Raw genomic sequence first — 15,347 nt, 5'->3', positions numbered from 1 at the left:
GTGACCCGCGACGATCTCAAAACCTACATCACCGAACACTTTGACGGATTGCTCAAGCCGCTTGAGACGGGTAAGTATGACCCTCTTTACGAAGTCGCGGCAGACAAATTGCTCGAAGTGGCGCAGGCTTTGAAGAACGATGAGAATCTCAAGTTTGATTTTCTGTGCAATCTTGGCGGTGTCGATACCGGTGAGCACTTCGAGGCAGTCTACAACATTGCTTCCATAACCAATAACCTGCGCCTCGATTTCAAGGTCATTATGCCGTACGATGGGGCTGAAGTTGAATCATTGCAGGAAATCTGGCCCGCCATCAATTGGTACGAACGGGAGATGTGGGAACTGTACGGCATCAATATCAAGAATCACGATAATCTGACCCGATTCCTGCTGCCCGATGATTGGGATCAGGGTCACCCGATGCGGAAAGACTGGGATGCGCCCGACTTTGAGCGCATGCCGGAACCATAACTATGACTGAGCTTCGTACCGAAGAATACATCATCAATATGGGCCCGCATCACCCGTCTACGCACGGTGTGTGTCGGCTGGTCCTTACGATGGATGGCGAGAAGATCGTCAAGATCGAGCCAGTCGTCGGATATTTGCATCGGGCCATTGAGAAAATCATGGAGAATCGAACTTATTCGCAGTGCATTCCTATGATGGATCGCGTTGAGTACGTCACCTCCATGTCCTGTGAATATGTATTTGCCCTGGCTACCGAACGCATTGCCGAGATGGAAGTCCCCGAACGGGCTGAATATCTTCGGGTCATCATGCTCGAACTTAACCGGATTGCCTCGCACCTGATTTTCTACGGTGTGACAGCTATGGATATTGGAGCGCTCACGCCGTTTCTGTACGGTCTGCGAGAGCGCGAATCGATTATCGATCTGTTTGAGATGACCTGCGGACAACGTCTGACCTACAATTATATTCGGGTCGGAGGTGTAGCCAACGATATTCCCAAAGGGTTCGTGCCGAAATGCCGCGAGGCAATCAAGATAATCGGCGAGAAGCTGTCCGACTACGAAGGTCTACTCAACGAGAACCCGATCTGGCTGCGCCGTACGAAAGGCATTGCGGTTCTTCCGAAGGAACTGGCTATTGCCTATGGAGTATCCGGTCCGTCGCTGCGTGCTTCGGGAGTGCAATACGACCTGCGTCGCAACGATCCATACTGTGTATACGACAAGTTTGATTTCGATATTCCGGTGCGTCATAACGGTGACTGCTTTGATCGGTACTTGCTTCGCTTGGATGAAATAAGACAATCCATTCGAATTATCACTCAGGCACTCGACGGACTTCCAGAGGGTGATATCAGGCACAAAAAGGGCCGGTTGACGTTCAAGGCACCGGCAGGTGAGGCATACGCGCGGATTGAAAACTCGCGTGGCGAACTGGGTGTCTACCTGATCTCTGATGGTGGCAAGAAGCCTTTGCGAGTCAAGACTCGTGGTGCGTCTTATAATCATGTCCAGGTATTGCCGCACTTTGGTACCGATATGCTGATTGCTGATCTGGTAGCCAATTTTGCGACGCTTGATGTCATTATGCCGGAGGTTGATCGATGAACTTCTGGCCGATAGCTGTACTTGAATTGGCACCTCTGTTTACCTGGCTGTTTGAGAAGCTTCAGGCTACCGGTCTGCCCGAATCGTGGTTGATGCCGGTGAGCTATCTGGTTCTCGGAGGGGTGGTTTTCGGAACGCTGTCGATTTTGGCGCTGTTTCTGGTCTGGTGGGAGCGGAAAATCGCTGCTCATATCCAACAGCGTTTCGGCCCCATGCGCCATGGCTGGCACGGTTGGTATCAGACGTTGATGGATGGCCTCAAGCTGCTCCAAAAAGAAGATGTGGATATTGAGCAGCGCGACAAGGTGGTCTTTTTCTGGGCACCGGTGATCTGTTTTGTGGCCGCATTTTTAGCTTATGTTGTTATGCCCTGGGGCGATGGTTTGATTGTCGCTGATCTCAGTATTGGTATTCTCTATGTTATGGCCGTGACAACTTTCACGGTTATCTCCCTACTAATGGCCGGTTGGGGCTCCAACAACAAATATGCCCTTCTGGGCGGTATGCGTTCAGCGGCTCAGGTGGTTAGTTACGAAGTTCCGATGGTAGTATCGATACTGACCATCGTTTTGTTTGTCGGTTCGATGTCAATGGTAGACATTGTCAAAGCTCAAAGTGGCTGGGCCTGGAACTGGTATCTTTTCCGGGTGCCGTTTGGCCCGATTGCTTTCATAACGTACATCATTGCCGCCACAGCTGAGGCCAACCGTACCCCGTTTGATATTCCCGAGGCGGAGCAAGAGTTGGTGGCGGGATATAATGTAGAGTACTCAGGGATGAAGTTCGCCATGTTCTTCCTGGCCGAATTTGTCAATCTGTTTACAGTCTCAGCAATTGCGACGACACTGTTTCTCGGTGGCTGGAATGGATTTGAGTTCATCCCTTCATGGATTTGGTTCCTTGTCAAGACTTTAGGCGTGGTACTGTTGCTTATGCTATTTCGCTGGACCTATCCGCGTTTGCGGGTGGATCAGTTGATGGAGTTTGCGTGGAAATTCCTAATTCCGCTTACATTCGCCAATCTAATTCTGGCCGCAGTTTTCAAACACTTCGGATGGTACTGGTAAGATGCAGTTGCTAAAAGACATCAAGGCCTTGATTCAGGGTCTCGGGATTGCCGGCAAACATCTTGGCCGCCATGCCATCACTCTTCAGTATCCCGAAGAGAAATGGGATATGCCCGAGTGCTCTCGTGGTATAGTAGTGCTTCTGTCGGACAAGAAGACTGGCGAACTCAACTGCACTTCGTGTCTGTTGTGTGAGAAAGCATGCCCTTCGGCGGCGATCAGAATCGTTGCTCCGCGTGACCCGGAGACGAAGAAGAGGGATTTGCAATCATTTGATATTGATTTTGGGTTGTGTTGTTTCTGTGGACTGTGTGAGGAATCGTGCAATTTCGTGGCTATCAAGATGGCTCCGATGTATGAACTTTCGACTCCCAACAAGAGCGATTTGAGTTGGGATATGAAGAAACTCCAGGAGATGGGGCGCGACGTGCCATATACTCCTAAGCCTAAGAAGAAAAAGAAACCGGTGGTTAAGAAAACAGAGGCCAAGGGGGATGAGAAGCCGGTCAAGAAGGAAGCGACCGAAGAAGCACCTGCTCCGAAGCCGCCGGAGGCGGTCGAAATGAAAACGGAAGCGGAGAAGCCGACACCAACCGAAGCTGACCAGCCAGAGGGAGAATCTGATAAGACTGGTGATGCGGGTAAGGAGGACAAGTCGTCATGAATGATGGCTCGCAGGTTGGAATAGTGTTCTGGATACTGTCTTTCGTGATCCTGGTGTCAGGATTCATGGTGGTCAGTCTCAAGAATATTTTCCATTGTGCTCTTTTTCTGGTTCTGTGCCTGTTCAGTGTGGCCGGCATTTTCATCTTGCTGGAGGCGGAGTTCCTGGCTGTAGCCCAGGTGCTGATTTACGTAGGTGCGGTCGCCATCCTTATGATCTTCGCCATCATGCTGACCTCAAACATGGCTTCCAAGAGGATACGGCAGAGCAACCACAACGTGACTATTGGTTTGTTTGTGAGTCTTGTTTTTGCGATGTCCACGATTCTGTTGGTTGACAAAACGTCCGTCTGGCGCTATCACGAACAGACCATCTCCGAGGGAGCGATTGTTGCTTTGGGCAAATCCCTGATGACTCAGTTTGTACTTCCCTTTGAGGTCGTTTCGGTGTTGTTGGTGGCTGCCTTGATTGGGGCCATAGTTCTGGCGCGAAAGGAGCGTTCCTGATGTTCCACTATCTGGCGCTGGCGGCAATTCTGTTTTCGGTTGGACTCTTTGGTGTTATTACCAGACGCAACACGATCGGCATACTGATGTCGCTGGAGCTAATGTTTAGTGCGGCGACCATCAATTTTGTTACTTTCAATAAGTTTGTCGCGACTGAGGCTCTGGTGGGTCAGATGTTCGCTATCTTTATCATAGTAGTCGCGGCTGCCGAGGCGGTTGTCGGTCTGGCTCTCGTATTGCTGATATACCGCAACTGGCAGGGTATCGACACAGATAACTACAGCGTGATGAAGTGGTAGGGCCAAGAGATGACTGAATACTCATTCCTCATATGTCTGCTTCCGGCACTGTCGTTTGTGATGATTATCTTCTTCCTGCGCTGGAATGAAAAGCTGGCCGCGGGTTGGTCGATAGCAACAATACTGACATCCTGGGTTATGTCGATTCTGGTTCTCATTGAGACTCTGGGGCGATCTGGCCAGGCGTACGAGGCCTTCTATAAATTCCTTAACTTCCCCGGCATTAATCTTGAAATAGGTATCCTTATTGATCCGCTGACGGCGGTTATGCTGGTGGTAGTGACGACGGTCGGGGCGTGTGTAGAGATATACTCGGTCGGCTACATGCACGGCGATCCGCGTTTCAGTCGCTTCTTCGCCTACCTGTCGTTGTTCCTGTTCTCTATGCTGGGATTGGTTCTGGCCAACAACTTCTTTATGATTTTCATCTTCTGGGAGTTGGTCGGACTGACGAGTTATTTGCTGATCGGTTTCTGGTTCGAGAAAAAATCAGCCGCCGATGCCTGTAAGAAAGCATTCCTCACTACACGTATTGGCGACCTGGGTTTCCTGGTCGGACTTTTCCTGATTGCGTTCTACTGCGGGACATTCAACTACGGTGATGTGTTCGACAAACTTACGACAGGTGTGATGCCACTTGGCATTCTCACGTTGACTGCGATCCTCGTTTTCTGCGGTGCAGTTGGCAAATCGGCGCAGTTCCCTCTGCACGTCTGGTTACCGGATGCGATGGAAGGTCCTACGCCGGTTTCGGCTCTGATCCACGCCGCCACAATGGTTGCCGCCGGTGTTTATTTGGTCGCGCGTTCGATGCCCATGTTTATCGGTACTGCTGACGGCTCGATGGTGGTAGCAATCATTGGATTGGTAACATCGCTACTGGCGGCGTGTATAGCTCTGACTCAGAACGACATCAAACGCGTACTGGCTTACTCAACAGTCAGTCAACTTGGATACATGATAATGGCGCTCGGGCTGTATGGTTATGATACTGCTCAGGGGCATCATTCTGTAGGATTTTTCGCCGGTACATTCCACCTGATGACCCACGCTTTCTTTAAGGGGTTGTTATTCCTCGGGGCCGGGTCGGTCATTCATGGCATAGGCACCAATGACATCCGCGAGATGGGCGGGTTGTATCCCAAGATGAAAACAACCGCCGTTACGTTTATGATAGCGTCACTATCGATCTCCGGTATCTTCCCGTTGGCCGGTTTCTGGTCCAAGGATGAGATTGTCGCGACTACTATGCACCATCCGGTATTTCTGGTTCTGACGCTGACTATCGCTTTTATGACCGCTTTCTATATGTGGCGGTTGTGCTTCCTGACCTTTTTCGGCGAGCCACAGGATCAGGAGCGTTTCGACCATGCTCATGAATCCCCGCGTGTAATGACCTGGCCGTTGGTATTTCTGGCCGCTCTGGCGGTTGGCGCCGGTTGGGTCGGACTTCCGTGGCTGCATAATGGATTCTCATCGTTCGTATATTCCGGTGCTCATGCACCTGAGCATCACGCACCATCATATGCGTTGATGATTATCTCGCTCTGTGTGGCTTCTTCCGGGATTGGGCTGGCTTACTTAATGTATTATAAGAAGTCAATCTCGGCTGACAGGATTGCTGAGCGTGTTAGCTTGCTGTACAAGCTTTCCTACAACAAGTTCTATTTCGACGAGATATATCATATCATACTCATAAATCCGATCATGGCTATTGCCCGCTTCTCGTGGAAGTTCGATGCCGTCATTATTGACGGCGCTGTCAACGGGATAGCCTGGCTTACGATATTGTGGTCAGATATCAAGGAGTGGTTTGATACATGGTTTGTTGATGGGGCTGTTAACGGGGCTGGATGGATTGTAAGTCAGCTCGGGAACGGGTTGCGCTTCCTTCAGACCGGTCGAGCACAGGGCTATGCGTTGGCTATTAGTGTTATGATCGTGGTGTTGGGATTGGCCAAGTTTGAACTTGCATTCCTGGCCTGGGGCTGGCCCACTATGACCTTGATATTTGTTTTAGGCATTATGCTTTTGTTCCTGGTGTCGCGCAGCCTGGTTGCCCGACAGCAGGCAGGTAGTGATATTTCCAGAGAAGATAAGACGTGATAGAGGAGGATAGATTGTAGCATGTTGCTCAGTTCACTGATATTCGTTCCGTTGTTGGGAATGCTGGTGGTGATGTTCATGCCCAAGAACTCTGATCGGGCAATTAAATGGACAGCAACCCTCATTAGTTGCATTCCCATGATCACGTCCTTCTGGCTTACCTGGGACTACTTCGTCAATCATGCCGGTTCGGCTGCAATGGCTTACGTGGAGGGGCCATTCGAGTGGATACCGACTTTGAATGTTCAGTATTATCTGGGCGTTGACGGAATCTCGGTGCCGATGTTGTTCCTTACGGGTTTGCTAAGTACGATTTCGTTGCTGGCCTCATTTGGAATCAACAAAAGGGTCAAGGAGTACTTCGCCTTCTTCCTGTTACTGGAATGCGGCATGATGGGCGTATTTGTGGCGCTTGATTTCTTCCTGTTCTATGTGTTCTGGGAGATCATGCTGGTCCCGATGTACTTCCTGATTGGCATCTGGGGAGGACCACGCAAGGAATACGCTGCGATCAAATTCTTCCTGTACACGTTGTTTGGGTCGATCTTTATGCTGGTGGCAATTCTGATTCTATATTTCACTTCGGTACCGCATACGCTCAACATGATGACTCTCATAGAGACATCACCCGGTCTTACGCATTCGCTTCAGATGGTCTGTTTCATCTTTTTCTTCATTTCTTTTGCCATCAAGGTTCCGGTGTGGCCGTTCCATACCTGGCTCCCTGATGCTCATGTCGAGGCTCCTACAGCGGTGTCGGTCATCCTGGCCGGAGTGTTGCTTAAGATGGGAACTTACGCCATGTTGCGTATCAGTTGGCCTATGTTCCCCTCGGCATTGAGGGATTTGTCCTTGTGGATAGGGATTTTAGGTGTAATCGGAATAATCTACGGTGCCCTGGTTTCGATGGCTCAGAAAGACCTGAAGAAACTGGTGGCATATTCGTCCGTCTCGCACATGGGCTTTTGTATGCTGTCACTGGCGGCGTTTTCATCGGTGACGGCGATGGCTGGCTGTATGTTCCAGATGGTATCACACGGACTTATCACCGGCGCACTATTCCTCTTGGTGGGTGTGCTTTATGATCGAGCGCACACCCGCGAGATTGCAGCCTTCGGTGGGCTGGGTGCGAAGATTCCAGTGTACACCGGGTTAATGGTTTTCTTTGGCATGGCAGCTCTGGGTCTGCCGGGGATGTCCGGTTTCGTCTCCGAGTTCATGATCTTTGTAGGTGCCTTTGGTGGATTCAATAAGGTTCTGGTTGGCATTGCTGTTCTCGGCGTGGTGCTGGGTGCAGCCTACATTCTTCGTATGGTACAGAATGTATTCCTGGGAGAGTTCAACGAGGACAAGTGGGGCCACCTAACCGAGATTAACGTTCGTGAGATTATCGCGGTTGCTCCCCTGGCGGTGCTGACGCTGTTCATCGGCATCTATCCTAAGATGCTGGAGACGCTGATGTCTGCCACGCTACAAAATCTTGTAAATCTGATGGCTCGATAGAATGGATTTCGCGCTCCCTGAATACGATTTGCGGCTGATGGCCCCGGAGATATTTCTCTTTCTCTGGGCATTGCTGGTCATTGCCTACGATGTACTCGTCAAGCGCAAAAGTGAAACAGCCGTCGGTTATCTGACGCTGACCGGCTTGATGATCGCCGGATTGCTCCTCGGTCTGACCGGCAATGGTCACGGGTTCGGCAATATGTTCGTTAGTGACACGACGGCCAAGTTCTTCAAGATGATCTTTCTCGGATCGGCCTTTATGGCTGTCGGCAGTTCGTTTAGCCTTATGCGCGAGAAGATAGTGAATCATCGGGGCGAGTTCTACGGACTGATCCTGTTCTCGACCGTTGGTATGATGTTTCTGGCTTCTTCGAACGAATTGCTATCGCTTTACATTGGCTTGGAGTTGACCACCATCCCACTCTTTGTACTGGCGGCATTCTACAAGGATGACAAGCTGTCGGTTGAAGCCGGTATCAAGTATTTTATTGTTGGTGCGTTCTCGTCGGCTTTAATGGTATATGGGATGTCATTCCTTTACGGGTTGTCCGGAACCACCGATCTGGTGCAAATGAAGATAAATCTGGCCATAACACATCTGTCGTTCCAGGACATAGGTGTTATTTTGATCCTCTCAATCGTACTCATTGTGGCTGGAATAGGCTTCAAACTGGCGCTCCCTCCGTTTCATCAGTGGGTACCGGATGTCTATCAGGGTTCGCCCACGCCGATTGCAGCCTTCTTGTCAGTGGCATCCAAGGCGGCTGGATTGGTTGCCTTCGCTAAGATTTTTGCTAATGGATTGTATGCCTTCCATCATCCTGTTATGGCTCCCAATGACTGGGGGGCTATGGTCGCCCTGATCGCAGTGGCGGCGATGATATTGGGCAACACCGTAGCTATTCGCCAGACGAACATCAAGCGCATGCTAGGCTATTCTTCGATTGCGCAGGCTGGTTACATCATGATCGGTATCGTAGCGATGAATGAGTTTGGGATGGCCTCGATGGGCTTCTATATGTTCGCTTATATGTTTGCCAATATGGGTGCTTTTGCTGTGGTGGCTATTATCGAACACAAGACCGGCTCATGTGAGATTGCCACTTATTCCGGGCTATCCAAAACTTCGCCCCTTATGGCCGGGACGTTATCGGTGTTCCTGTTGTCTCTGGCCGGCATTCCACCGCTGGCTGGTTTCCTGGCCAAGTTCTATGTCTTTGCCGCAGGTATCCAGGCGGCTCAGGCTGACCCTGATCTCTATTGGGTTTACTGGCTGGTGGGAGTGGGGTTGCTGACGACCGTCTTTGCACTTTATTATTATGCCAATGTCATCAAGCAGATGTATTTCGCCAAGGAACCATCACCGTATACGGTGACATTTGATATCCCGGCTCTAAGTGTGGTTCTGATCGCTACGATGGGGCTGTTCTTGTTTGGGCTGTACCCCGAGCCGGTTCTGAATTTTGCCTCCGGAATCGCTCGATCTCTTGGCGTCATGATGTAGTCTGTTCTTCATTCCGGTTGTACTTGACATGGCTCGTCCCAGCAGATAACATCCCTTTAGAGGGAAATTGGTTGTCGTCTGGAGCGGAGTGGATATGAGGAGTATGGTCGCCATCATCAAACGCTATTTTCTATCGGGCGTATTGATCGTCGTTCCGCTCATTCTGACCTACATCGTTCTGAAGTTTCTCTTTGAGGCAGTCGACGGCATTCTTCAGCCGACTATCCATAGCATTTTAGGTTACTTCATTCCCGGACTGGGTGTGATTACTACAATTTTGTTGATCATTCTGGCCGGTATTCTCACGCGCAACTATCTTGGTGGTCATATCTATCGGATAGGCGACCAGCTCTTGATTCGCCTGCCTATAATCAGACCTATCTACTCGGCGGCTAAGCAACTCCTGGAGGCGATAACAATTCCTTCAAGCAATTCATTTAAGGAAGTTGCGTTGATTGAATACCCTCGGCGCGGATCATGGGCATTGAGCTTTATCTCCAATCGTTTCACGATTCTGATTGATGGTGAAGCGCGCTCGTGTGCCTCCGTTTTTGTTCCTTCCACTCCAACGCCCATCTCAGGCATGGTGGTAGTATTACCTCTCGATCAGATTTACCCGGTAAATATGACTGTGGAAGAGGGGGTCAAGTTTCTTGTATCCGGAGGTGTTGCCGCACCGGAATTAATTGAAGAAAAAAAAGACAATCGGACTACCCCAGAGAGTGAGGATATTGTCAGTGAAGCTCGCTAACCTTTTGATGGATCGCCGAATCAACATAGACCTCAAGGCTCGTACCAAGGATGAGGCCATAATTGAACTCATTGACATGATTCGAGCCGAAGGAGTCGCACTGGATTACAACCGGGTTCTATCATCCATTCGCGAACGGGAAGAGATTGACAATACTTCCTATGGTCATGGCTTTGCCTTTCCTCACGCTCGTACCGATGCGGTCCATGAATTATATATTCTGGTAGGAATATCAAGGAATGGCCTTGGTGACGGTACACCCGACAATATCCCTCTGCATTGTATATGTTTGTTATTGACGCCTTCGACTATCGCCAAGTTGTACCTGCAAACTCTCTCCGGAATGTCTGCGTTTGGTCGGATGGAAGGTGTGCTGGACAAACTCCGGAGTATCGACCACGCTCGGGATCTCATCAAGCTGGTGGCTGATGCCAACGTCAGCGTTGACAAGGAGTTGATGGTCAAAGATGTGATGCGCCATAATGTGGTCACGGTCAGGCCGGATGACACTCTCAAGCGAGTCGCCAACGAGATGTTTCGTAACCGGCTCTCTGCTCTGGCGGTAGTGGATGATCAAAACCGTTTGCTGGGTGCTATCAGCGACCGCGATCTAATCAAAGCCGCCCTGCCTGACTACAAGACCCTCATTTCTAATCTCAATTATTCGATGGATGTAGAACCCTTTGAGGAGCTACTGAAGCGCGAAGACAAGATCAAAGTGTCCCAACTCTATCGCGAAGATTTCGAAGTGACTACTCCTAACACCCGAATTGTCGAAGTGGCAGCCTTGATGATTTTCAAGGATGTTACCAGAGTCTTCGTTACTTCTGAGGACAATTTGGTCGGGATTCTTTTGCGCAAAGATATCGTCAACATGATTATCAGGGGCTAAACGACCGCCTGCGGATTCAAAGCCATCTAAGCGAGGTTTCAGACTAAATGGAAGAGCAGCATCAGCGTTACACTATTAACCCCGGTTCCTATGTATTTGTAGCAGTTACCTTCCTGATCTCGTTGCCGGGAGCGTGGTTTGGACTGACCCATTTTCATATTGCCCCGCAGTGGGGGATCCTGATCTTTGGCCTATCGGTTTTTTGTGCCGCGTTTATTCTGGCATGGGCGGCTGAGGCGGCCCAGGTTGACATTTCGGAGTCTTTGGCGGTGGCGATCCTGGCTTTGTTGGCAGTGTTGCCGGAATATGCGGTAGATTTTGTTTTCACCTGGAAAGCTGCCCATGACCCTTCTCAAGCCCATTATGCCATCGCCAACATGACCGGTGCCAACCGGCTGTTGGTCGGTTTTGGTTGGCCGCTTGTGCTGATGCTTTTCATCTTCGCCAAGCACAAGACGAAGATTATCCTTGGCAAGGATCAGCGGGTTGAGATTTTCTATCTGGCTATGGCAACGATCTATTCCTTTACGATTCCCCTCAAGGGAAGCCTCACCCTGATTGATACCGCTATTCTGGTAACGATGTTCGTTTTGTACACCAGGCGCGTGGCTGGGATGGAGACAATTGAACCGGAGTTGGTCGGACCGGCCAGGATCGTAGCCAATCTCGGGAAGATACCCAGACGATTGACGACTACATCGCTGTTCCTCTATGCCGGTGCCGTGATTTTCTTCGTGGCGGAGCCGTTTGCCGAATCGCTGGTAGGGGCCGGCGCGGTATGGGGTGTCGACGAGTTCTTTCTGGTACAATGGCTCGCTCCGCTGGCTTCGGAATCACCGGAGTTCATTGTAGCGGCCACTTGGGCGTTGCGGGGTCAGGCAGGGTCGGCCATGAAGGCTCTAATTTCGTCAAAAGTGAATCAATGGACGCTATTGATTGGCACTATACCCCTCGTTTTTGCCATCTCGGGACAGGCTATACGTCCCTTTCCTCTCGACACTGTGCAGTCACACGAATTGTATCTCACAGCGGCCCAGTCGCTCTTTGGTGTGGCGGTGCTTGTTAACCTGAAATTCGACCGGGCCAATGGAATACTATTGTTGGTGCTTTTTCTGACTCAGTTGATTATCGCTGAGATTCGGATGGAAGTAGCCGCTATCTACATGGCGCTGGGGCTTGTGTATACCATTCTACATCGCCGTGATCTGATTCCGGCTTGGCGAACGGGGCTGGGGTTAAAGGAGAAGGGTTAATGATTGGAAGGGTGAGCTTGTGTTATGACCATTGATAAAGATCTACTGATGATTTTCGAATCGTCAGGATTGGGTGAGGGGGAAATTGATCTCGGCGAGAAGCTGATGTCATCATTCCTGGACACATTGAGCGCATCGGATTCATTACCGGTCCGGATACTGTGTGTCAACAGCGGTGTGTTCCTCTCTACCGAAGGATCATTTGTCGAGAAATCAATGAAAGCTCTGGAGTCTCATGGAGTAGAGATTCTCTCTTGTCTAACGTGCTTGAAGTACTACGAGAGAGAAGATCAATTGATCGTTGGCAAACCAACCAATATGAAAGAAACAGTCGACGCGATGCTTTCATACAAGAGAGTACTTCGACCCTGAGATTTACACCGACGTCGAGTCGACGATAGCATACGAATTGTTCCTGATGTACGTGATGAACGGCGTCGGGAAAGTCTCTTATACCTGTTGCCCGAATGGTACGACGGGCTCTGAACCAAAACTCAAATAAAATCATGTCCGGGACAACCTTCTTGGCAAGCCGACGTATATGACTATTAGCGGACCGTAAAAAGAGGGCGAACGGCTGAATAAATGAGTGATTGTCTGGACAGAGTCCGGCGATTGTGTAGTGGTATGATACATGTGCGAGGCGGCGCGGAAGTTGTGCGTTGCCTCGTAAGTCGTTTTAACGGAACTTGTTTCAACGGAACTTGTTTCAACGGGACTTGTTCCTGGAAAGGATTTGTCGTATGAAATTGATTAATAATGTACTTCTATTTACTCCAATTATGAGAGCGGCCATCATTCTGCTGGTGGTGTCTTCGGTTGCTTTGGCAACTACTGGCTTTGAACCAACATTTCAGCCGACTATGATCACGGTCGAAGCTTTGGGCGAAATCAAGATTGATGGTGATCTGAGTGATCCCGGTTGGAAGGGCGTCGGCCATGCTTCCAGTTTTGTCGAAATATCTCCCGGAGAGAATATTAGACCGGAGGTCCGGACCGAGGCGTTTATCACATACGATGACGAACACCTGTATATTGGTTTTATCTGCTACGACAATCCCGACGAGATACGGGCCACAATGAGTCAACGGGATGAATTTTACGGAGACGATGTGGTCGGAGTACTAATCGACACCTATGGTGAAGCATCCTGGGCCTACGAGTTGTTTGTAAACCCACACGGCGTGCAGAAGGATCGACTCTGGACTATGGTGGGGGGACAGGATAGTGGTTTTGATCTAATCTGGCAGTCGGCCGCACAGGTCACGGATTCCGGCTACACTGTGGAGTTCGCAGTGCCGTTTGCCAGTATGCGGTTTCCGAGTAAAGATGAACAAACATGGCGAGTCCAATTCCGTCGCGATCGTCCACGCGACAGCTACTATCAGTATACATGGGGAGCCAACGATCGTAATGAACCCTGCGAGGCCTGTAAGTATGGGACTGTGACTGGTATCAAGAACGTTCGGCCGGGCAAGGGGTTTGAAATATTACCGACGGTTGTTGCTCGCCAGTCTGGCTTTCTTTCCCCACAGAGTGCTGCGGCATCTTTTGAGAACGACGATCCGGATGCTCAACTAGCGTTACAGGGCAAGTATTCTATTTCTTCTTCAATGACGCTTGAAGGTTACTATAATCCGGATTTCTCTCAGGTTGAATCTGATCAGGCCCAGTTGGATGTGAACTCGACGATCCAACTACTGGTTTTCGAAAGAAGGCCATTCTTCCAGGAGGGAGCTGATCTTTTCAGGACGTATTTCAATTCGTTTGATACACGCACTGTTGAGACTCCAAGGTATGCCACCAAATTCACCGGCCGGACAGAGAAGTTTGGCATCGCCTTTATGTCAGCGCTCGATGAAAGCTCACCTTACACTGTTCCGCTTGAAGAGCGAGGTGAGGTGACTGATGTCGGCGAGAGTTATGTCAATGTCCTACGCGGTCAACGATATTTCGGCAATGGTTCGCAGGTTGGGTTCATGCTTACTGATCGACGATTCGATGGCGGTGGCTATGGATCTATTGCGAGTCTTGACACGCGAATCCGATTGTCTCGTACCCTCAGTGTGATTGGTCAGATCGTTGGTTCGCGGACCGAAGAGCCGGACTATTTCAATCCGTTCCTCGATTCATTGTTGGATGCGACGCCAAGTAACCAGGTTTCGCACGTCCGCGACAGTGTCCTGGGTGCACAAGAGTTGTTTGATGATGGCAAACACACGGCTGTATTGGATGGTGAGAAATTCAATGGCCATGCCCTTATCGCTGAGCTAAGAAGGTTCGGTCGCAACTGGTCTATGATTCTCGACTACAACGAAGTTGCGCCGTCATATCGCACCCAGACCGGCTATGATCCGTGGAACAACCAGAGAAACTCGTTCATTTATGGTTCCTACACGTTCTATCCGGAGGGTACTATATTCCAGCGGATATCTCCCCAGTTCAATGTTAATGCTCGATGGAATTATGGCGGCCAAAGAAAATGGCGTCATGCCACAGTGTCGCTCAACACCAGTTTGCGGGTGGCGCAGACTTATCTGGAAGTCTCCTTCGATCGAGGCGAAGAATTGTGGGGAGGTATTTTCTACGACAACCTGTGGAACGTCCGGTTTGCATCCAACCACCGGTTAAATGACAAACTGGGTTTCGGGGTTAACGTCAGCACCGGAAAAGGTCCGGCTCTGAGTGTGGATGTGCAGGGTGACGAGGTGGCGTTGTCTGCATTTGCGGATTTGAAGCCGATCGATCGCCTGACTATCGAACCCAATGTACGCTATGTCAAGAGCACTTATGTCGAGGATGATACAGAGTTGTTCCGACAGTTCATTGGTCGAACTCGTTTGCAGTTACAGGTGAACCCCCGGTTATCTCTGAGGCTGGTTGTTCAATACAACGAGTTTGAAATGAAATACAGGTTCAACGGGGCGGAGGAATGGCCGGTCGCGAGCTTACCGATCTATGAATCAAGGCAATGGGATGTTGATCCGTTGATCACATATCGGATCAGTCCATTCTCGATGTTCTATATCGGTACGACGCATGACTATCGTGATCTGAACCGTAATTCTGAATCACCTTCAGACTGGAAAATGACCGAACGGCATTTCTTCATGAAATTGCAATACCTGTTCCAGACCTGATTCTTGTAAGGCGGGCTTGTCTTCAAACCTGCCATTGATCTGAAGTTTTCGTAAGGCGGGACCCATTCGCGGTTCCGCC

Annotated in this window: 14 protein-coding genes; all 14 read left to right on the top strand. The window is 50.1% G+C overall.

Annotated elements, in window-relative coordinates:
• On the top strand, positions 1-471 hold the full coding sequence (locus KOO62_13360; protein MBU8934968.1) for an NADH-quinone oxidoreductase subunit C: 471 nt from the start codon (positions 1-3) through the stop codon (positions 469-471).
• Positions 468-1,580 (top strand): NADH-quinone oxidoreductase subunit D, encoded by a 1,113-nt coding sequence (locus KOO62_13355; protein ID MBU8934967.1) that lies wholly within the window; start codon positions 468-470, stop codon positions 1,578-1,580. The genes KOO62_13360 and KOO62_13355 overlap by 4 nt, the downstream gene beginning before the upstream one ends.
• A 92-nt stretch (positions 1,581-1,672) precedes the next feature.
• The gene (gene nuoH, locus KOO62_13350; GenBank protein MBU8934966.1) at positions 1,673-2,647 is read left to right on the top strand and encodes an NADH-quinone oxidoreductase subunit NuoH; all 975 of its coding nucleotides are present in this window, start codon (positions 1,673-1,675) and stop codon (positions 2,645-2,647) included.
• Position 2,648: 1 nt separating this feature from the next.
• Positions 2,649-3,311 carry a 4Fe-4S dicluster domain-containing protein gene (locus KOO62_13345; protein MBU8934965.1) on the top strand — a complete coding sequence of 221 codons (663 nt, stop codon included), beginning with the start codon at positions 2,649-2,651 and terminating at the stop codon, positions 3,309-3,311.
• The gene (locus tag KOO62_13340; protein MBU8934964.1) at positions 3,308-3,817 is read left to right on the top strand and encodes an NADH-quinone oxidoreductase subunit J; all 510 of its coding nucleotides are present in this window, start codon (positions 3,308-3,310) and stop codon (positions 3,815-3,817) included. Before KOO62_13345 ends, KOO62_13340 begins: the two co-directional genes overlap by 4 nt.
• Positions 3,817-4,116 (top strand): NADH-quinone oxidoreductase subunit NuoK, encoded by a 300-nt coding sequence (nuoK, locus tag KOO62_13335; protein ID MBU8934963.1) that lies wholly within the window; start codon positions 3,817-3,819, stop codon positions 4,114-4,116. The genes KOO62_13340 and nuoK overlap by 1 nt, the downstream gene beginning before the upstream one ends.
• A gap of 9 nt (positions 4,117-4,125) precedes the next feature.
• Complete coding sequence (gene nuoL, locus KOO62_13330) at positions 4,126-6,222, top strand: NADH-quinone oxidoreductase subunit L (GenBank protein MBU8934962.1); 2,097 nt, start codon at positions 4,126-4,128, stop codon at positions 6,220-6,222.
• A 21-nt stretch (positions 6,223-6,243) separates the two neighbouring features.
• Positions 6,244-7,725, top strand: a complete 1,482-nt coding sequence (locus KOO62_13325; protein ID MBU8934961.1) for an NADH-quinone oxidoreductase subunit M — start codon at positions 6,244-6,246, stop codon at positions 7,723-7,725.
• 1 nt (position 7,726) lies between these two features.
• Positions 7,727-9,232 carry an NADH-quinone oxidoreductase subunit N gene (locus KOO62_13320; GenBank protein ID MBU8934960.1) on the top strand — a complete coding sequence of 502 codons (1,506 nt, stop codon included), beginning with the start codon at positions 7,727-7,729 and terminating at the stop codon, positions 9,230-9,232.
• 94 nt (positions 9,233-9,326) lie between these two features.
• Entirely contained in the window at positions 9,327-9,983 is a 657-nt protein-coding gene (locus tag KOO62_13315; protein ID MBU8934959.1) for a DUF502 domain-containing protein, read from the top strand.
• Positions 9,970-10,875 (top strand): CBS domain-containing protein, encoded by a 906-nt coding sequence (locus tag KOO62_13310; protein MBU8934958.1) that lies wholly within the window; start codon positions 9,970-9,972, stop codon positions 10,873-10,875. The genes KOO62_13315 and KOO62_13310 overlap by 14 nt, the downstream gene beginning before the upstream one ends.
• Positions 10,876-10,922: 47 nt before the next feature.
• Positions 10,923-12,128, top strand: a complete 1,206-nt coding sequence (locus KOO62_13305) for a sodium:calcium antiporter (GenBank protein MBU8934957.1) — start codon at positions 10,923-10,925, stop codon at positions 12,126-12,128.
• Between the two features lie 24 nt (positions 12,129-12,152).
• Complete coding sequence (yedF, locus tag KOO62_13300; protein ID MBU8934956.1) at positions 12,153-12,500, top strand: sulfurtransferase-like selenium metabolism protein YedF; 348 nt, start codon at positions 12,153-12,155, stop codon at positions 12,498-12,500.
• Between the two features lie 371 nt (positions 12,501-12,871).
• Positions 12,872-15,268 (top strand): hypothetical protein, encoded by a 2,397-nt coding sequence (locus KOO62_13295; GenBank protein ID MBU8934955.1) that lies wholly within the window; start codon positions 12,872-12,874, stop codon positions 15,266-15,268.
• Positions 15,269-15,347 lie beyond the last annotated feature (79 nt).

The sequence above is a fragment of the Candidatus Zixiibacteriota bacterium genome (assembly GCA_019038695.1).
Taxonomy (GTDB): Bacteria; Zixibacteria; MSB-5A5; order GN15; family FEB-12; genus B120-G9.
The sequence above is the reverse complement of the archived record's forward strand: the minus strand, read 5'-3'. Positions and strand labels throughout refer to the sequence as shown.